Origin of the sequence: Candidatus Erwinia haradaeae (assembly GCF_900698955.1) — a bacterium.
Lineage (GTDB): Bacteria > Pseudomonadota > Gammaproteobacteria > Enterobacterales > Enterobacteriaceae > Erwinia_E > Erwinia_E haradaeae_G.
Map to the genome: position 1 here is coordinate 475,188 of NZ_LR217720.1, position 20,989 is coordinate 496,176.

Sequence of the window (20,989 nt, forward strand, 5' to 3'; positions counted from 1 at the left end):
TATAAAATAATCAGTATTAAAATAAACTATGTATATCATCTATATTATATTAAATAAGCGCTGTTTAAAGAAGTCATCTCTAATATAAAATGAGTATTGTATTGTGATGTAACATTATGAGTCTAACTTATTATCAAGATGAGCGTCTAACAAAGAGACGCTTATAAGATACTTAGTCATCTAAAAAACTACGCAATACTTCAGATCGGCTTGGGTGACGCAATTTACGCAGCGCTTTTGCTTCAATTTGACGAATTCGCTCTCGTGTAACTTCAAATTGTTTTCCAACTTCTTCTAATGTATGATCTGTATTCATATCAATACCAAAACGCATGCGTAAAACTTTTGCTTCGCGTGCAGTCAAGCCCTCTAGTACCGAGTGTGTAGCCGAACGAAGGCTTTCAGAAGTAGCAGAATCTAAGGGTAACTCTAGAGTAGTGTCTTCAATAAAGTCTCCTAGGTGTGAGTCTTCATCATCCCCGACAGGGGTTTCCATAGAGATCGGTTCTTTAGCAATTTTCATGACTTTACGTATTTTATCTTCTGGGATAAACATACGCTCAGATAGTTCTTCGGGTGTTGGTTCACGACCTATCTCTTGTAATATTTGCCGTGAAATACGATTAAGCTTATTAATTGTCTCAATCATGTGTACTGGGATACGAATGGTACGTGCTTGATCAGCAATCGAGCGAGTAATAGCCTGGCGAATCCACCAAGTTGCATAAGTTGAAAATTTATAACCACGTCGATATTCAAATTTATCTACTGCTTTCATTAAACCAATGTTTCCCTCTTGAATCAGGTCTAGAAATTGTAGACCACGATTAGTGTATTTTTTAGCAATAGAAATGACAAGCCTAAGATTTGCTTCAACCATCTCTTTTTTTGCACGGCGTGCTTGTGATTCACCGATAGACATTCGACGATTAATATCCTTGACTTGCTCAATAGTAAGACCAGTTTCCTCTTCAATTTTTTGAAGTTTTTGCAGACTGAGTTCTACATCATGTTTAACATCTTTGAGTTTCTCTGACCATCTTTTATTCATTGTAATCGCAGTGTAAAACCAGTCTATGTTTGTTTCATTACCGCTAAATAAACTTATAAAGATTTTTTTTGGCATTTTACACCATTCCACGCATAGCTTCATAATAAGACGTTCTTGTACTCTAACCCGATCCATCATGATACGCATATTGTCTACGAGTAATTCAAATTGTTTAGGAACAAGTCTAAATTGTTTAAATACATCAGATAAATTTTGGATTTCCACAAGAGCGTTAGCGTGGTTACGGCTTCTAGATTTAATAACAGTCCGAGTAATTTCATATTGTTTTCTTAAGGCGCTGAATTTTTCATGCGCCAATTCAGAATCAATACTGTGTTCATCTTCTTCATTATTTTCTTCAGCATCTTCATCTTCATCTTCCTCATGTTCTTCTGAGGGTATATCCGAACCAATGTGAGTGGCAGTAGGTGTAATCTCCTCTTCTGCATAAGGATCTACAAAACCAGTTATTAAATCAGATAAACGAGCTGCGTCTAATTGTACTCGCTCATATTGCTCCAAAAGATACGTAATTGCTTCAGGATACTCAGCAACTGAGCATTGCACCTGATTAATACCATCTTCAATACGCTTAGCAATATCGATTTCGCCTTCACGGGTTAAGAGCTCTACTGTACCCATCTCACGCATGTACATACGAACTGGATCAGTTGTACGCCCTATTTCAGATTCGACACTAGATAACACCTGAGCAGCTGCTTCAACAGCATCCTCATCAGTATCACCGCTATTTTCGTTGAGCATTAAATCATCAGCATCAGGCGCTTCTTCTACAACCTGAATACCCATATTATTAATCATTTGGATGATGTCTTCTATTTGATCAGAGTCTATGATATCATCTGGTAGATTATCATTTATCTCAGCATAGGTTAGATAGCCCTGCTCCTTACCACGTGTAACTAGCAACTTCAGTTGTGACTGTGGGTTTTGATCCATAAGACAGTATCCACACTTCTTAAAATTAGATGGGTCTTGGACATATATAGCCAAGAGTAAAGTATTAGGGTCTTGCGATTAATTTTATAGCCTGTGATAAAAACTATCAATATCAGCGAATACGTATACTGCATAAGATAGTAGAGTTTTTATCTTATAATAATTATATGTATTATTCTTAGCACTGACTGTATATCATTAACTTTTACCAATATAAAATCTTTTATATTGGTAAATAAATCTATGTCCTCCAAAAAATGTGTTATTTATGATATTTAATAGCTTTGCTCAATGTCCATATTGTGCGTCGTTCTTGATTGCTTAGACCCTTAATACGTTCCAGAGCAATTAGATGTTCTAGTTTGCGCTCTTTATTACAGACGCAGAGATTAGAAAATGCATCGAGAAACATTGTTTGTATTTTATCATCTACAATCATGTGGTTCCATATTGCTAATCTTTCAAGGTGTTTGCTAAATTTTGTACCACGGTATAACTCTAGTAACTGTCCAGTGGTTAAAGAATGATGTTTAATTGAGGTATTAACTAGATTACTAAACAGTGAGAAACCGGGTTCTTCAAACATTTCACATTCATTGAGTGGTGGGAGTATATGAGCTAGAAAAGGATTTTGAACTAACAGTCCAATTAGTATACGCATAGTAGTATTTTTTACTGCTGTATGATTGAATGTTTCTTGATGATTCGTTTTTTGTAATAAAAATTTATTAAATTGCCCTTCATCTAGTATGCCTAATTTATTACCTAGTTCATGACATAAGTACATGCGTAACATTTCACCAGGTACGCGACGAATAAGGGGTAACGCCAAAGCACTTAGTTTGGCTCGGCCCTCCGCACAACACAGATCTACTTGCAGCATAAGTGTTTTAAGGAGAAACACTGAGAGAGGCATAGCGTTTTTGATACGGATGTGAAATGCTTCTTTTCCTTCTTGACGTACCATGGTATCAGGGTCTTCAGTCTCCGGAAGAAACATAAAATTTATCTGATAACCATCATGTATATAAGGTAAAGCGGTTTCTAATGTACGCCATGCAGCAGTTCGACCCGCATGATCGCCATCATAGCAGAAAATGACTTGTTTAGTTAGGCGAAATAGCAACTGAATGTGTTTAGCTGTTGTAGCAGTACCAAGAGATGCTACAGAATAATCTACTCCAAACTGATTTAATGCTAGAACATCCATATAACCTTCTACAAGTAATAATTTAGAAGGTTGAGCATTGATTTTTAGCACTTCATGCAAACCGTATAGTTGAGACCCTTTGTGAAAAATGGCTGTTTCCGGTGAATTAAGGTATTTTGGAACTGCATTGTTTAGCATGCGTCCGCCAAATCCAAGCACATGTCCATATTGATCATGAATAGGAAACATAATTCGTGCGCGAAATCGATCATAACTATATCCATTGTGATTTGTAATTACCATGCCAGAATCGATTAAGAGTTTGCGATAAGTCGAACGAAGTCCGAAATTTTTCAACAGATTATCCCATCCAGGTGGAGCAAATCCAATAGAAAAACGCTCAATAATCTCCCTACTAACTCCGCGTTTTAAAAGATAATCATTGGCCATAAAGGCTTCTTTTTGTGTTAGACATTGCCGATAAAAAATACACAAGTCGTTCATAAATTTATATAGAAGATTACGCTGAGGATACTGGAAAAGAATGGAACTATTCTTGTCTTGATGTGGTATTTCTAGACAATATAAACTAGCGAGTTCTTTAATGCTTTCAATAAATGTTAAATGATCATAATTCATGAGAAAATCAATAGCGTTTCCATGAGCACCGCAACCAAAGCAGTGATAGAATTGCTTCTCATTATTTACAGTGAAAGAAGGAGTTTTTTCTTTATGAAAAGGACACCATGTATGATAATTGTTACCTTTCTTTGTTAATTTAAGACGTATGTTTATGAGGTTTACGATATCCGTACGTCCGATTAATTCTTTAATGAATACCAATGGAATACGTTGTGTCATACCATCCTCTTACTATCGGTAATCTGAGTATTTAAATTATAATAGCTCTGTCATTGTATATACATCCCTAACAAAATAAGCCGTGCTTTCCTGTAGAAGCACGGCCGGATAAATAGGTGCGTGTATTCTTCCTATCGAGAACACAACTTGATATACCTAGTATAGGCGAGTGCGGCGTGCATTTTCTCGTACTAATTTCTTTGCGTGGCGCTTAACAGCAGATGCTTTAGCACGCTTACGTTCAGTGGTGGGTTTTTCATAAAATTCACGACGACGCACTTCAGCTAAAACACCCGCTTTCTCACATGAACGCTTAAAGCGACGTAGTGCTACATCAAATGGTTCATTTTCACGTACTTTAATTACTGGCATGCAATCCTCTCGTTAAGGCATTTGTTTTTATGTTAGCCTTTCGGCAATTTTAAAAAAATTTTTAATTTTACTCTAAAAGAGTATAGATTGTATAGTACTATATCATGAGATCAAAATAGATCAGTCTACTTTATACTATAAAAATCAGTAGATCGTTATTCTCTACATGGATTGCAGTTATCATAAAATAAAATCACTGCAATAACTAGCATGCTTAATATTAGTATCACTAGATCTCGTAACGCTTCATTATTTTTACATTATTGTATTCATAATTTTTGTATACTAAACTTTATTTCTCTTTTTATAAAACACACGATTTTTATGTTTTATAAAATTTTGTCAAATGAGGTTTTATCGATGCGTGTTCTTGGTATTGAAACATCCTGTGACGAAACTGGTGTGGCCATTTATGATTCTACTGCAGGCTTACTTTCCAATCAATTGCATAGTCAGATCACAACCCATGCTCACTATGGTGGAGTGGTTCCCGAGTTAGCTTCACGGAGCCATATGCAAAAAACAGTGCTGCTAATTGAAGCCGCACTACAAGAATCTCAGCTAAGGATGCAGGATATTAATGCAATAGCTTATACAGCAGGTCCCGGTCTCGTGGGATCTTTATTAGTAGGCTCCTGCATTGGACGCTCTCTCGCTTTCTCTCTAAACATTCCTTCAGTTGCTATTAATCATATGGAAGGGCATCTTCTGTCACCAATGCTAGAAGATGATCCGCCAAATTTTCCATTTGTGGCTTTACTAGTATCAGGTGGACATACTCAATTGATTAGTGCTACTGGCATTGGTGCATATACCTTAATGGGTGAGTCGCTTGATGACGCAGCAGGTGAAGCATTCGATAAAACTGCTAAACTACTAGGACTGAGTTATCCTGGTGGCCCAGCATTATCTGCACTAGCTAAAAAAGGGCTAAGAGAGCGCTTTAGGTTTCCACGTCCTATGACTGACCGTCCCGGGTTCGATTTTAGTTTTTCTGGACTCAAAACTTTTGCAGCAAATACAATTTATAATAATCATAATACTTTACAAATCCGTGCAGATATTGCTCGTGCTTTTGAGGATGCAGTAGTAGATACATTGGTTATTAAGTGTAGACGTGCTTTAAATTATAGTGGTTTTAAATCTTTAGTACTCGCAGGAGGTGTTGGGTCTAACTGTTTGCTACGCAGGAAACTAAAAGACTTAATGATACAAAGAGATGGCAAGGTATTTTATGCTCGTCCTGAGTTTTGCACTGATAATGGAGCGATGATTGCCTATACAGGCATGATGCGCCTTCAACTAAACGGAGATAATCCACTGAGCATTACAGTGCGTCCACGGTGGCCTCTATCCGAGTTAAATACGCTATAAGGTAAAGAATAAATCTGTATCTATTGATTTATGATATATTAAAATAGCAGTATGCAATATCTACCTACTGTGCGCTTTCATCATAGATTATTTTTTATCATATTCTATTATATTAGATAGAGGAGAAAAAGTGCGAAAAATGGAGATTTTTGTGGTAGAGCGTAATAACATTACACACATAGATCCGAATGACTCTCATGTAAATTTACACGATACTTAGATATTGAAATACAACAATGATTTTAGAATCAGAAGCCGTATTTTACGAATGTTAGATTATGTGCATGTTATGGAAAGTAGAGGATTTTTGATGCATCTCTTTATTTGATTAAAAAATTACTGCAAAACATTTTACTTAAAGAGAAAGCAGTATACATGAATCCTGATAGTATTTTTACTCACCATATATGTACATTTGTATCATATTTTACATATTGTTAGAGTTGCATTCTAATTGTTATCTAAATTTCAAAATTCCGATAAATATATTTCAATTTTTTGTATACACACAAAGATAACAACGTTATATGTCTAAGCAAAAGTTATTCGTGTGTCGGTATAGATTGATAACAAGTATGAGTATACTTATACTGCATCAGAAATATTGGAAAATAAATGTCGCACTGATTGGCTTCAATAGATAAAAACATATGATATAGTGTTTATGGAGCCTGCAAAAATCACAGAGATATAACATGGATACTCTATTTATTAATCAATTAACTATTATTACAACTATTGGTATTTATAATTGGGAGAAAAAGTTTCCACAAAAATTATTATTAGATATTGAAATAGCACAGGATCAGCGTGCTGCCTCTGCGAGTGATGATATTCAATATTGTTTAAATTACACTGAGATAGTAGAGGCAATTATATCCCTCGTTAGTCGAAGGCACTTTAATTTAATTGAACGTGTAGCAGAGGAGGTTGCAGCCTGTCTTCTGAATCAATTTTCTTCTTTATGGGTTCGGGTAAAAGTGAGTAAACCAAATGCAGTGCCGCAAACTCAACAAGTGGGTGTAATGATTGAACGAGGCGATCTCCTGCAATCAATGCGGTGCGTCAAATGCAATGCTAATGATGGCAATCATGATTATAGAGGGTAATAAGAAGATATAATCTTCTACAATTCAATATTGTTAGTCTTAAATAGGTAGATCATAAAAGTAAGATGAGCAAGGAAGCACAGTGTGTAGTTGTAGTATCAGCGCGGGTACAGTATATTTTTTCTTTTTTATATCACCAGTACAATCACCATATGCATGGTATGGTGAGATAAAATAGTGTGTAAAGTATCTTTTTTCTACGATTTTTTTGTCATATGTTTTTATAGAATCTTTGTTCAAAGATCAAAATTCTTATTTGTTATCTTTTTATGCGTTTTATTACATACGCTCCACAGTGTCAATACCTAAAGTATTTAATCCACATTTTAGAGTTTTTGCTGTTAATAATGCCAATTTTAGATAGGTTGTTTTTTTCTTTTGGTCTTTTTCTTCTAGAATTTGACAGCTCTCATAGAACTGAGAGAAGATAGATGCGACATTATATAAATAAGAACACATGATATGCGGTAAGCCATCACAGGCAACCTTGCTGATTGTTTCTTCAAACTGTAGTAAACTGATAGCTAGTTCTACTGAGATATTATTTAAAAGATATGTGGATCCGATAATATCTCTATTTGGATCGATTCCAGACTTACGAAAGATTGATACCACACGAGTATATGCATATTGCATATATGGCGCTGTATTACCTTTAAATGATAACATATTATCCCAATCAAATATATAGTCAGTAGTGCGATGTTTGGAAAGATCGGCGTATTTCACAGCACCAATACCTATAATTATTGCTAACTTCTGTAGTTCATTGTGTGAGATGTGTGGATTTTTCTCTACTATAAGCTGAGAAGCACGATGGACTGCTTCATCTAATAAATGAGATAGCTTAATAGTATCACCGGTACGTGTTTTGAAAGGCTTACCGTCCTTACCTAAAACCATACCAAGCATATGATGTTCTAACTGTAAATCTTTTGGTATATATCCAGCTTTACGTGCAATAGTCCATGCTTGTGTAAGATGTTTATTTTGACGGGAATCTATATAATAGATTATGCGATCAGCGTGCAATACTTCATATCGATATTTAGCACAAGCTATATCTGTAGTGGTATATAGATATCCACCATCTTTTTTCTGAATAATGACGCCTACATGATCTCCTAATTGATTGCGGTGTTCATCCAGGAATACGACGGTGGCGCCGTGGCTGGATACAGCAAGATTCTTATATTTTAAATCAGATACGATATCTTCCATCATATGCTGATATAAGCTTTCTCCCATAGTATCTGTAGGTTTAAGTGTTACATTCATACGATCATACAATAGTTGATTTTTTTTCATAGTGATATCAACTAACTGACTCCAGAGTTTTCGGTAATATTTATTTCCACTTTGAAGTTTAACAACATAGCTACGCGCACGTTTAGCAAATTCAATATCATTATCATAATTTTTTTTAGCCTCACGATATAAAGTTTCTAGGTGCGTAAGACTAATTTCTTGATAGTCTGTAATATTTTTTTTTTCTAAAAATGCAATGAGCATACCAAAGTGAGTACCCCAATCACCAATGTGATTAGCACGAATGACATTATGACCGAGAAACTCTAAAGTTCGTACGATGGCATCACCAATAATCGTAGAACGTAAATGGCCAACATGCATTTCTTTCGCGACATTTGGTGAGGAGTAATCTACAACTATGGTTTTTTGTTGAATAACCGAAACGCCAAGTTTTTCTGTTGTCAATGCATGGTCAATTTGTACAGATAACCACTTAGAGTCAAGGAAAATATTAAGAAACCCTGGACTCATAATTTCTACTTTTTTCGCGATATCATGCAAATTTAGATTCTGCAGAACGCGTTGAGCGAGTTTTTGTGGCGCTATATTTAGAGTTTTAGCTAATGCCATTACACCATTAACCTGGTAATCACCAAATTTTGATTTTTCTGATTTACGAACTTGAGCTTGATAATGTACTGGGGCACCTGCTAAAACCATAGCTTGAGAAATATGCTGTATGAGGAAATTCTGTATATTCACTTTTTCACCTTCATCTATTAATGCATATATGTCTATGAGACACTCTTGTAATAGCAGATCATAAGAGTATTCTAGTATATTACTTTTTCTTAAAGGAGTTAGTCACTTACAATAATCTTAGTTTCTCATATAGAATGGATTAATGTAATTAATTTTTCATTCTATATGAGGCATGCACTACAATAATCATTAAAATAAGTATTTATAACTATGTAATAAATAGATTTGTAGACGCGTACGCGTATATGGCATCATTTTGATGCAATGTTGATAACACAAATTAATAATAGACGATAGGTATTTTGGAAAGATTTCCTTAAAAAATATAAAATCTCGCTTTTATTAAACAACTGACTTTTTTTCGCCATCGCATCACCACAGTTAGAATGTTGATGTAATAATATGTACTACTTAACAGTATATAGTAATCTATAATGTTATCAGTGAAGAATAGAAGCGGCACTAAGAATAGATGAATACAATAGTTTTCCGCTAAGAAAACATTAGTTTTTATATACTCTATCTAGATAAGATAAACACAATAAATCTTGATTTTTTTATACAGCTCTTATAGTTCGATGTATAATATATAGTAGCTGAGTGCTTTTGTTCTTTACATAAATGAATCCAGGTAATATTCAGCATCACGTGCTGCCATACAACCAGTCCCCGCGGCAGTAATAGCTTGTCTATAGATATAATCTGCGACGTCTCCAGCCGCAAAAACACCGGGAATGCTGCTTTGCGTGGCATTGCCATTCGTGCCTGATTGCACTTGAATATAACCGTTATTCAGTATAAGCTGATTATGAAATAATGCAGTGTTTGGGGTGTGTCCAATGGCGATAAATACTGCTGCAACGGTTATATTTTTTATTTCTGCGTTTTTTGTGGATCGTAATTGTAGCGCGGTTACTCCATTTTGATCGCCTAATACTAAATCTAGTGTAGAGTTTGTATGAAGAATAATTTTTCTATTGTTTATTTTTTGATATAGATGCTTCACAAGTATTTTTTCAGCACGAAAGGAATCTCTACGGTGAATAAGATGTACTTCAGAGGCGATATTCGCAAGGTATAAGGCTTCTTCTATTGCGGTATTCCCACCACCAACAACCGCGACTCTCTGATTTCGATACAAAAATCCATCACATACTGCACATGCAGACACACCGCGTCCTTTAAATTCTTCTTCTGAAGGTAGTCCAAGATAACGAGCTGACGCACCTGTAGCGATGATTAAAGCATCAGTAGTATACTGATTTTGATCACCATTTAAGGTAAATGGTCTATTTTTTAGATCAACATTCACGATACAATCGTCAATGATTTCAGTATGGAATTTAAGTGCATGCATATGCATTCTATCCATTAACATTGGACCTGTCAAATGACAGGCATCTCCTGGCCAGTTTTCAACCTCAGTCGTGGTCGTTAATTGCCCACCTTTTTCTAATCCTGTCACTAATGTTGGATGTAAGTTAGCACGCGCTGCATAGATCGCTGCAGTATATCCCGCAGGACCAGAACCTAAAATTAGTAATTTACTATGTTTAACCTTCTGCATTAAAAAACCCTCTTGATTATACAAAAGTAGATACTTGGATTTTCTTTACATGCCTAACATGAAAGTTTTATGTCATAAAATGATGTACCTTGAAAATATAAGAATTTAGTAATGAAATATTTGTAAATAACATCTTGTATGTTAATCATTTTATCTTTTGAATAATTCAGTATGTCTATTAGTCATTAGTTGTTATTCGCTACCAACGAATTATATCTTATGGACTGTGGGGTTAAGAATATCCGTAATACTTCCCTCAAAGATTTCCGCTGCTAAACCTATTGATTCATATAAGGTAGGATGAGCGTGGATAGTTAATGCGACATCTGCCGCATCACATCCCATTTCAATAGCTAAAGCTAGTTCACCTAATAACTCACCGCCATTTGTACCAACTACTGCACCACCAATTATACGATGTGTCATTTTATCGCAGATAATCTTAGTTATCCCATTCGCACAGTTAGAAGCCAATGCGCGGCCTGACGCTGACCATGGAAAGATGGATGTTTTATAATGCATTCCTTTTTTTTGAGCTTCTTTTTCAGTCATGCCAACCCATGCCACTTCTGGCTCCGTATACGCAATAGATGGAATGACGATGGGTTCAAAATAATAGTTTTTACCAGAAATGACCTCGGCGGCAATATGACCCTCATGTATACCTTTATGTGCCAACATTGGTTGGCCCACCACATCACCAATGGCAAAAATATGTGGAATATTAGTACGCATCTGTTTATCGACAGGTATAAAACCACAATCATCTATTTTAATACCAGCTTTATTGGCACCACATTTTTTACCATTAGGTGTACGCCCGATTGCCACCAATACTGCGTCATAACGCTGTATACTGACACATGCATGCTTATTTTCCATAGTGACATACACACCATCGTTCTTTGTTGTCATAGCTGTTACTTGAGTTTCTAATATGATTTGTAAGCGCTTAGAAATAGATTTTGTGAATACTTGTATTATATCTACGTCAGCAGGAGGGATTAGTTGATTTGACATTTCAACTATGTCCACTTTTGAACCCAGAGTGCGATATAATGAACCCATTTCAAGGCCTATAATGCCACCACCAATGATTAGTAAACGTTCTGGGACTGTTTGTAATGCTAGTGCAGTGGTAGAATCCCAAATACGTGGGTCTTCATATGGTGCGAGTGGTATGGGCAGAGGAGATGAACCTGTTGCGATAATAGCATGGTTAAAAGCAATAGTAGTAGTAGGACCATCTTGCGATATTACTTCTAGTGTATGAGAATTAGTAAATGTACCGATACCTTGTATTATTTGTACCTTACGACTGTGTGCCATTCCAGCCAATCCACCGGTTAATCTCGAGATGATTTTTTGTTTCCAATTACGAATCTTATCTAGATTGAGCTGAAGATTGCTAAATACTACACCATGATTTTCCAGTGCTTTCGTTTCTTCTACAACTTTAGATACATGTAGTAAGGCTTTAGAGGGAATGCAACCAACATTCAGACATACACCGCCTAACTCCTTATAACGTTCGACTATAATTGTTTGTAATCCTAAATCTGCGGCACGAAATGCTGCAGAGTACCCTGCAGGACCAGCTCCAAGTATCACTACCTGAGTTTTAATTTGAGTACGCATGATAATCTCTTTACGATAATTGATAATCTAATGATAGAGTTCTATATACAATGAAGTTTTTCATTTATCAAGTTAATAAAATGTTTAGAAAAGCAATTGACTGTGGAATATATTTTGATCAGTATACGCCATATTAGAGATGTTCTTACATCACGAGCTGGCGAATATCAGATAGTACCTTATTAATGATCGTTATAAATCGTGCGCCATCGGCACCATCAATCACACGGTGATCAAAGGAAAGTGAAATAGGCATCATCAGGCGCGGTATAAATGTTATGCCATTCCAGACGGGCTCTATAACTGCTTTAGAGATCCCGAGAATAGCGACTTCCGGGGCATTAATGATTGGTGAAAAATAAGTTGTACCTAAGTTGCCAATACTAGAAATAGTAAAACAACCACCCTGCATCTCACATGAAGTGAGTTTTCCATCACGAGCATTTTGAGATTGTTGAGTTAATTCACGTGAAAGTTCCAGAATACCTTTTGTATTAACATTTTTGTAGACAGGAACTACTAACCCATTCGGTGTATCTACTGCTACACCAATGTGAATATATTTTTTTAAAATGAGATACCGTTCATCTTCAGATATAGAACTATTAAAGCGCGGCATTTTCTCCAATGCCATCGCGACAGCTTTCATGATAAATATTAATGGAGTGAGTTTTATATCTAGATGGTTTTTTACCGCTTCATGGTTTTGTGTTTTACGGAATTCCTCTAGATTAGTGATATCTGTTTTATCAAAATGAGTCACATGTGGAATGACCGACCAATTTCTTTTTAAATTGGCACCCGATTTTCTCTGCAGGCGGCTTATTTCTACGTTTTGCACTTCACCAAACTGGCTATAATTTACCTTTGGCCATTTAGGGATGTCTTCTGATTTATTATTTTTTTTTCTCTCGCTTTCAGTATATTTTATAGCATTTTGTATGTATTTCTGTATGTCTTCTTGCAGAATGCGTGATTTACTGCCTGTGCCTTGTACCATACTCAGATTGACTCCAAATATCCGTGCTAAACGGCGAACTAAGGGGGTTGCGTGCACATACGTATTCGTGGGTGTTAGTGTCTCTTTTTCTTGGTATGGATGAAATCCAATCTTAGAGTGATAAAGCAGTACGCTTTGTTCAGTATTTATAACCATCAGTAACATACCAGTGCTAACTTGATCTCCGGTTTGCACTGTAATATCGTGTACTTTCCCAGAAAAAGGTGTCTCAATGGCTATTGAACTCTGTGAATTTCCAATAAAAAAGATAGTATCTGAAGCGGAAATATTTTCGCTAACCTTAACTAAAATATCAATAATTGTAACATTGTCACCAACAATTTTTGGCGCATAAATGTTTTTGTAGCAATTATCTGAAGGTAATATTTTTTCTTTTTCCTGTCTATTGTCTATAAAAGACGGAGAGTGAATATCGTCTACAGCGTCAAAGATCATAATTACTTTTCCAGATTGAACTTTATCTCCTGGTTTAATAGTAATCTCCCGTACAATTCCCGCATGGGGAGATGGTACTTCCATAGAAGCTTTATCGCCTTCAATCACTAATAAAGATTGTTCATATTCTACTTTATCACCAATCTTAACTAATATTTCAGTAACTTCAACTATATCTGTTCCAATATTAGGAACCTGGATGGAAATAGCCATTTTGTGACCTCCTGGTTATGTTAAACAAGGGTTCCTTTTATTAGCATTAACATTTAAGTTAGTAATAGCTTGATCTACTTCCTTAATATCAATTATCTTATCTTGAGCTAATGCAGATAATGCAGCAATCACTACATAAGAGGCATTGACTTCAAAGTGATTACGCAAATTAGCACGACTATCTGAAAGCCCAAAACCATCAGTACCCAGTACATGATAATTATTACTTGGAACATAGTTGCGTACTTGTTCAGCAAATAATTTCATATAATCCGTGGAGGCTATAGCAGGTGCTGCATTCATAATTTGAGTAATATATGGAATACGTGGTATCGCAGTAGGATGCAACATATTCCATCGTGCGCATTGTTGACCATCACGTGCAAGTTCTGTGAAAGAGGTCACGCTATATATATCAGATCCTATATCATAATTTTCATAAAGGATATCTGCCGCTTGACAAACGTGACGTAAGATAGCTCCTGAACCTAGAAGTTGTACTTTCCCTCTATTACCGTTCTTAGTTCTTAATTTATATATACCTTTACGAATACCATTTTCTACTCCTACTGGCATACTTGGCATATGATAATTTTCATTTACAGTCGTAATATAATAAAAAATATTTTCTGGTGCATCACCATACATACGGGTTAATCCATGATGTATGATTACTGCGAGCTCATAAGCATACGCTGGATCCCAAGAAATACAGTTGGGAATAGTTAACGCATAAATATGGCTATGACCATCTGAGTGCTGAAGTCCTTCGCCATTTAGAGTGGTACGTCCTGATGTTCCACCGATGAGAAAACCGCGTGCCTGTTGATCACCAGCCGCCCAAAATAAGTCACCAATTCGCTGAAAACCGAACATAGAGTAATAGATATAAAAAGGGATCATGGATACATTATTGGTACTATAAGATGTAGCTGCTGCTAACCACGAAGAGCCTGCACCAATTTCATTAATACCTTCTTGTAAAATCTGCCCTTGTTTGTCTTCTCTATAATAAGCAATTTGTTCACGATCTGATGGATGATACTGTTGGCCATGAGGATTGTAAATTCCAATCTGTCTGAATAAACCCTCCATACCAAATGTACGTGCTTCATCAGCAATAATTGGTACTAATCGCTCTTTAAGAACCGGATGTTTCAGCATTATATTTAAGGCACGAACAAAGGCGACAGTAGTTGATATGTCTTTATGTTGCTTGATTAATAAATTATGGAAATAATCTAGAGACGGAATCTCGAGTTTGTCATTACACTGCATTGTACGTGTGGGTAGATATCCACCTAATTTCTTGCGTTGTGCATGCAGGTACTTATATTCCTCTGAATCTTTTTCAAAAGTTATATACGGTAAGGTATCTATATATTCATCATGAACTGGAATATGAAAACGATCACGGATATAGCGTATGTCCTCTATTTTCATTTTTTTTACTTGATGAGCAATATTCTTAGCTTCAGTACTTTCACCCATGCCATAACCTTTTACAGTATGAATAAGAACTACAATTGGTTTGTCTTTAACAGACTGCGCTTTTTTGAGTGCGGCATAAATTTTCTTTGGATCATGACCACCTCGATTTAGTCTCCAGATCTCATCGTCGGTCATGTCTTTGACAAGATCAATAGTTTCTGGGTATTTTCCGAAGAAATGTTTTCGTATATAGGCACCATTTTTGGATTTAAAAGTTTGATAATCACCATCAACTGTTTCATTCATAATCTGGATTAATTTACCACTGACGTCTTTTTGAAAGAGTGGGTCCCAGCGGCTACCCCAGATAACTTTAATGACTTCCCAACCAGCTCCACTAAAAATACCTTCAAGTTCATTAATAATCTTACCATTTCCTATGACTGGTCCATCTAAGCGCTGTAAATTACAGTTTATAATAAAAACTAAATTGTTGAGTTTATCTCGTGTGGCAACAGTAATCGCCCCTTTAGATTCTGGTTCATCCATTTCCCCGTCTCCAAGAAAGGCATAAACAGTTTGAGCAGATGTATCCTTCAGATTACGATGTGCGAGATATTTTAAAAACTTAGCTTGATAGATAGCCCCCATAGGACCTAAACCCATGGAAACAGTAGGGAATTGCCAAAAATTTGGCATTAACTTTGGATGTGGGTACGAGGATAATCCATTGCCATCGACTTCCTGTCGGAAATTATTCATCATTTCTTCAGTAATCCGGCCTTCAAGAAAAGCACGAGCATATATTCCTGGAGAAATATGCCCCTGAAAATACACTAGATCACCCCCATCTTTCATGGTAGATGCACGAAAAAAATGATTAAAGCATACTTCATATATAGTAGCTGCAGATTGGAAGGAAGCTATATGTCCTCCTAGTTCTAGATTTTTTTTTGAAGCGCGTAAAACCATCATTATTGCATTCCAACGAACAGCATTACAGATATGGCGCTCTAAGGGAATATTCCCTGGATATAATGGTTCATTGTCCACTGGAATAGAATTAATATAGTTATTATTTGATCTAATCAGATCCCTGTGCATATCATCTTGACGCACAATTTTGGATATCTCATCAATCAGGTATTGAGCACGCTCAATACCTTCTTCACGAATCACTGATTTAACTGCCTCTAGCCACTCGTTGGTTTCCATCGGATCCACGTCATAGTGTAAATTTTTTGACATAGGTATATTCCTTACCCGTATTTCATTGTGTAAAATGCTTGAGAACTAATCTTCTTTGTTAATGAAAAAATGAGAGAGGTCGTGCATACTAAATTTAGGAAGAATGATTAGTGTATGCAAAATAACACCCTGTATTAAGTTCTTTTATATATTTATATACTTAATAGAATAAATATACAGTATGCTATGTATGTAACTGTATAGCATCCATGCATTCACCGCTAATCATAGTGAAGAAGTGAAAATTCTTACCACGTAGTGTATTAAATATATTTATTCAATACAGAGACGATTTCTATTGGATAAAATCTTAGCAATATGAAGCGATGGTTAGTATTTATTGTATTATCTGATATGCGGAATCTTTTAAAGATTACTGATTATAATTCTTTACTAGATGTTTTGTTTTTGAGCTTCTGGGATGTTGATCGTTGTTGTCTTTAATTTTATATATTGTACATACGATGCTCCTATTAAATAACTATAATTAGATATTCAACAGACAACTGACTAGTAATTAAAATAGATAGTGGCTCATAGAGGTATATGGTTCGTGATCGCGAAAGAATTATACACGTATGCATCATATAATGATTTCTCACACCACACAATCAAGATTTCTGAAATAATTAAGTGATATATAAAATCGATAGCTTCTCAATATAAGAAATTCTATGATCACTGTATTTTCTTTTGCCTTATATGTGATAATACGGCATAATGTGAATACATCCTTATGTATTGGTGTGAATTTTTATTCATAAAGATACCTGTATCTTGTGTACTGATTATGCATATGTAATGTGAATAATATTATTATTATATATGTCTGAGTGGTATAGTACTCATACTAATATTAATACTAAATATTCATGTTTATGGCCTTGAAGTACACAGAAGACCTTCCGTATTTTTAGATGCATATAGCATGGAATTCATAGTTTATTGTTAAGTTAAGGGTTTTCCTTCAACATGATAAAGGATCTACATGTGATACAAAATCCATACGTGCGTCTCTTGAATACTATAATTAAAATACAACAAATATAAGAGATTCTCATAGAGAATAGCGCATTTTTATTTTTAATATCATGCGTTTATTTCTTCTTTTATAATGTGTTTCTAGCGAGTTATCAGATCGTCTAACTAAACTTTCTGATATATCATATATACCAGGAAAGTTAGATAGGCTATGATTGTCAACAACCATCATTTAGTTAGTAATTAAGGTTTAAGATAGTATATTTAGTACGCTTTTAACTTAGATATTTAGGATCGTAGTAAACCCTAAAGCGCATGATGTATAATGCAATTTCATTTCTGGGGCATAAGATATATTATTATTAATAATTAGATGCGCCAAAATAATCATTTTGATATCTAACGAAACGTTATTACTGTGCATATCATGTAACATGCATGTATAAAATGGATGAAAACTGATCAGAAAAAGATTCATTACAGCGTACACACCACATATATCACTGATTAAGGAAAAGATTTTCTAATCACTCTATGACTCTGTACTCGATCTATAGCTCCTTACTTGTTAGTAATTCTATTGGAAAGTTATGCAATATGTAGATTTAAGAGATTTTCTGGGACTTCTTGAAAGAAACGGAAAATTAAAACGCATTACGCAAGAAGTCAATCCAGATCTTGAAATGACTGAAATTGCTAATCGTACATTACATCTGAATGGCCCCGCTTTATTATTTGAGAATCCCAAAGGTTACAAAATGCCAGTATTATGTAATCTGTTTGGCACATTAGACCGCATAGCGATGGGCATGGGACAGACCAGTATACATTCTCTACGGGATGTAGGACATTTATTAGCTTTTCTCAAAGAGCCCACCATCCCAGATGGAGCGCGGAATTTTTTTAAAAAAATTCCGCAGTGGAAGCAAGTCTTAAACATGCCTACTAAACGGGTTCGACATGCACTTTGTCAAGAACACATATGGCAAGACAAAGAAGTAGATTTGGATCGCATTCCAATAATGAAATGCTGGCCAGGTGATATCGCACCATTAGTTACCTGGGGTCTCACGGTGACGCGTGGTCCACACAAAAAAAGACAGAATTTAGGAATTTATCGCCAACAGGTGATTGGAAAAAATAAATTAATCATGCGATGGCTGCCACAGCGTGGTGGTGCATTGGATTTTCAAGCTTGGCGTGGTGATAAAACTGGTGAGAAACGTTTTCCTGTATCAGTGGCACTAGGTGCTGATCCAGCAACTATTTTAGGGGCTGTCACACCCATACCGGATACCCTATCAGAATATGCTTTTGCTGGTTTGTTACGCGGCACTAGAACTGAAGTAGTAAAGTGCATTTCTAATGACTTAGAGGTACCAGCTAGATCAGAAATTGTATTAGAAGGATATATTGAGGCAGACGAAGTAGCGCTGGAGGGTCCATATGGTGATCATACTGGATACTATAATGAATCTGATGTGTTTCCAGTATTTACTGTGACTCATATAACACAACGCAGTGATGCTATTTATCATTCTACTTACACAGGAAGACCCCCTGATGAACCTTCAGTTCTTGGTGTAGCTCTGAACGAAGTATTTATCCCCCTGTTACAAAAACAGTTTCCCGAAGTAATAGATTTTTACGTTCCTTCAGAGGCCTGCTCTTACCGTCTAGCGATAGTCACTATTAAAAAACAATATGTAGGACATGCAAAATTTATAATGATGGGTATTTGGTCGTGTTTACGACAATTTACTTATACAAAATTTATTATTGTATGTGATGATGATATTAACGCAAGAGATTGGAATGATGTAATCTGGGCTATTACCACACGTGTGGATCCAGCACGTGACATAGTTCTTATAGAGAATACGCCTATTGATTATCTTGATTTTGCATCACCAGTATCTGGGTTAGGATCGAAAATGGGTATGGATGCAACAAATAAATGGTCTGGTGAAACTCAGCGTAAATGGGGATATCCTATACAGAAGGATCCTGAAGTCACCGCGCGCATTGATGCAATCTGGAATGAGCTAGGAATTCAGAGATCTATGTAGTTTTCAGTGCAATCAAGGTACAATGATGATGATAAGAATCATTTCAAAGAGGAATACGTGCCAAACGTAATATGTAAAACCTCCTCATTAGAGGAGATTACTACTAATATATATCGAGTGCGTTTAATTCCGAAATCGGATTTTAGTTTTCGTGCAGGGCAGTATTTAATTCTTAAAATAACAGATCAAGAGCGTCGTGCGTTTTCTGTTGCTTCTACCCCTATAGAACAAGATATTATTGAGTTGCATATCGGAGCGTCTGAATATAATTCATATGCGATGTCGGCCATCATGCATATTCAGAATAATACTAATATTATTATTGATATACCACATGGCCATGCCTGGTTAAGAGAAGAAAAAGATTTTCCAATTATATTAATTGCCGGTGGAACAGGTTTTTCTTATATTCGTTCCATTCTTTTAACAGCTCTTGCAGAACAGGCAGATCGATCAATTTCACTATATTGGGGTGGGCGCGAAAAAAAACACCTATATGAACTAGATGCGCTAAATCTGTTAACACTACGTTATCCTAATCTAAATGTTCATCCAGTTCTGGAATATCCAATAGATGGATTTAAGGGTCGATATGGCACTGTTTTAAATGCAGTAATGGACGACTATGGCTGCCTATCCAAGCATTATATCTATCTTGCAGGGCCTGTTAGTATGGTCAGAAAGGCGCGGGTATTTTTTTGTGCTGAACGCGATGCTCAACCATCACTGATGTTTGCAGATGCGTTTAATATTACCTAATATATTATATAGAACTATGAAGTTTCTCATATTTTATCGGCGCTCTCTGTACATACAATTGCATTTTTTATCATTTGAATGATTCATCATGTAATATAATGAATATAATCTATAGATTTAAATCTAGTAATGCATGAGTAGACAATCTATTATAGATGATAAAATCACGAATAAAATAATTCGTATATGTAGTAAATGATGTCGATTTGCGGTTTTACAGAAAGCTAATTTTATATTGTAGATTACAATCATGACGATATAAATTTTGAGTGCTTCATCGGAAGCGTATAATAAAATCATGTACACATAATACAGTAACTTCGTTCGCTATCACCATGAAGTTAAATGTCCGATAGCCTTCTACTATAAAATCAACGTCATAATTTCATATTTACCAAAAATAGATGTACTATTTATACGCTTTCTGTTTTCTTAACTGAGAGATATGTTCTTACAGAACATAGAATAGAGGTTAATTTTTAGATATGGCCCCTTCATTAATAGGTATTGTATTTAATGTAAGACACAGATATATATTTTATAACAAATAAATACATCACCATAAATGGTGATGTCGTAGTTTATTAGTTTTAAAAACATATGTTTCATAACAAAACATATCATAGTGCATCCTCTTTTCTTACATAAATAATACCACATTGATTTATTTTACGTAAAATATGTACAATGCAAAGATATATTATAAAAAATAAGATTTATAAAAATGCTTTTTTAAG

The 20,989-nt window shown here is 35.4% G+C and carries 12 protein-coding genes; 4 read left to right on the top strand and 8 right to left on the bottom strand.

All coding sequences use genetic code 11. The annotated features are described in order from the left end of the window. Positions 1 to 172 precede the first annotated feature (172 nt). The 3 genes from rpoD to rpsU form a co-directional block, all read right to left on the bottom strand. Positions 173 to 2,011, bottom strand: a complete 1,839-nt coding sequence (gene rpoD / locus ERCILAFE3058_RS01520; protein WP_157989719.1) for an RNA polymerase sigma factor RpoD — start codon at positions 2,009 to 2,011, stop codon at positions 173 to 175. 262 nt (positions 2,012 to 2,273) lie between these two features. Beyond that, complete coding sequence (dnaG, locus tag ERCILAFE3058_RS01525; RefSeq protein WP_157989720.1) at positions 2,274 to 4,022, bottom strand: DNA primase; 1,749 nt, start codon at positions 4,020 to 4,022, stop codon at positions 2,274 to 2,276. A 156-nt stretch (positions 4,023 to 4,178) separates the two neighbouring features. Then, positions 4,179 to 4,394 carry a 30S ribosomal protein S21 gene (gene rpsU / locus ERCILAFE3058_RS01530; protein ID WP_157988459.1) on the bottom strand — a complete coding sequence of 72 codons (216 nt, stop codon included), beginning with the start codon at positions 4,392 to 4,394 and terminating at the stop codon, positions 4,179 to 4,181. A gap of 360 nt (positions 4,395 to 4,754) precedes the next feature. Between rpsU and tsaD the strand changes: the two genes are divergently transcribed. Beyond that, positions 4,755 to 5,768, top strand: a complete 1,014-nt coding sequence (gene tsaD, locus ERCILAFE3058_RS01535; RefSeq protein ID WP_157990062.1) for a tRNA (adenosine(37)-N6)-threonylcarbamoyltransferase complex transferase subunit TsaD — start codon at positions 4,755 to 4,757, stop codon at positions 5,766 to 5,768. A 695-nt stretch (positions 5,769 to 6,463) separates the two neighbouring features. Beyond that, a complete protein-coding gene (folB, locus tag ERCILAFE3058_RS01540) occupies positions 6,464 to 6,877 on the top strand; it encodes a dihydroneopterin aldolase (protein ID WP_157989721.1) in 414 nt (137 codons plus the stop codon). A gap of 279 nt (positions 6,878 to 7,156) precedes the next feature. On the opposite strand, the gene argS is transcribed toward folB, so the two are convergent. From argS to aceE, 5 genes are all read right to left on the bottom strand, one after another. Beyond that, positions 7,157 to 8,890, bottom strand: a complete 1,734-nt coding sequence (argS, locus tag ERCILAFE3058_RS01545; RefSeq protein ID WP_157989722.1) for an arginine--tRNA ligase — start codon at positions 8,888 to 8,890, stop codon at positions 7,157 to 7,159. A 613-nt stretch (positions 8,891 to 9,503) separates the two neighbouring features. After that, positions 9,504 to 10,457 carry a thioredoxin-disulfide reductase gene (gene trxB, locus ERCILAFE3058_RS01550; protein WP_157989723.1) on the bottom strand — a complete coding sequence of 318 codons (954 nt, stop codon included), beginning with the start codon at positions 10,455 to 10,457 and terminating at the stop codon, positions 9,504 to 9,506. A 210-nt stretch (positions 10,458 to 10,667) separates the two neighbouring features. Further along, positions 10,668 to 12,098, bottom strand: coding sequence for a dihydrolipoyl dehydrogenase (gene lpdA / locus ERCILAFE3058_RS01555; RefSeq protein WP_232037583.1), 1,431 nt, complete (start codon positions 12,096 to 12,098; stop codon positions 10,668 to 10,670). Between the two features lie 142 nt (positions 12,099 to 12,240). Further along, positions 12,241 to 13,764: a 2-oxo acid dehydrogenase subunit E2 gene (locus ERCILAFE3058_RS01560; protein WP_157989725.1), complete on the bottom strand. Its 1,524-nt coding sequence runs from the start codon at positions 13,762 to 13,764 to the stop codon at positions 12,241 to 12,243. Positions 13,765 to 13,779: 15 nt separating this feature from the next. Next, a complete protein-coding gene (gene aceE / locus ERCILAFE3058_RS01565; protein ID WP_157989726.1) occupies positions 13,780 to 16,443 on the bottom strand; it encodes a pyruvate dehydrogenase (acetyl-transferring), homodimeric type in 2,664 nt (887 codons plus the stop codon). A 1,571-nt stretch (positions 16,444 to 18,014) separates the two neighbouring features. Between aceE and ubiD the strand changes: the two genes are divergently transcribed. Both ubiD and fre read left to right on the top strand, forming a co-directional pair. Further along, on the top strand, positions 18,015 to 19,493 hold the full coding sequence (ubiD, locus tag ERCILAFE3058_RS01570) for a 4-hydroxy-3-polyprenylbenzoate decarboxylase (protein ID WP_157989727.1): 1,479 nt from the start codon (positions 18,015 to 18,017) through the stop codon (positions 19,491 to 19,493). 57 nt (positions 19,494 to 19,550) lie between these two features. Beyond that, a complete protein-coding gene (gene fre / locus ERCILAFE3058_RS01575) occupies positions 19,551 to 20,252 on the top strand; it encodes an NAD(P)H-flavin reductase (protein WP_157989728.1) in 702 nt (233 codons plus the stop codon). Positions 20,253 to 20,989 lie beyond the last annotated feature (737 nt).

Bases quoted from the DNA above. Each gene is read 5' to 3' on its own strand.
- rpoD (WP_157989719.1), bottom strand. From the start codon at position 2,011: ATGGATCAAAACCCACAGTCACAACTGAAGTTGCTAGTTACACGTGGT.
- dnaG (WP_157989720.1), bottom strand. From the start codon at position 4,022: ATGACACAACGTATTCCATTGGTATTCATTAAAGAATTAATCGGACGT.
- rpsU (WP_157988459.1), bottom strand. From the start codon at position 4,394: ATGCCAGTAATTAAAGTACGTGAAAATGAACCATTTGATGTAGCACTA.
- tsaD (WP_157990062.1), top strand. From the start codon at position 4,755: ATGCGTGTTCTTGGTATTGAAACATCCTGTGACGAAACTGGTGTGGCC.
- folB (WP_157989721.1), top strand. From the start codon at position 6,464: ATGGATACTCTATTTATTAATCAATTAACTATTATTACAACTATTGGT.
- trxB (WP_157989723.1), bottom strand. From the start codon at position 10,457: ATGCAGAAGGTTAAACATAGTAAATTACTAATTTTAGGTTCTGGTCCT.
- ERCILAFE3058_RS01560 (WP_157989725.1), bottom strand. From the start codon at position 13,764: ATGGCTATTTCCATCCAGGTTCCTAATATTGGAACAGATATAGTTGAA.
- aceE (WP_157989726.1), bottom strand. From the start codon at position 16,443: ATGTCAAAAAATTTACACTATGACGTGGATCCGATGGAAACCAACGAG.
- ubiD (WP_157989727.1), top strand. From the start codon at position 18,015: ATGCAATATGTAGATTTAAGAGATTTTCTGGGACTTCTTGAAAGAAAC.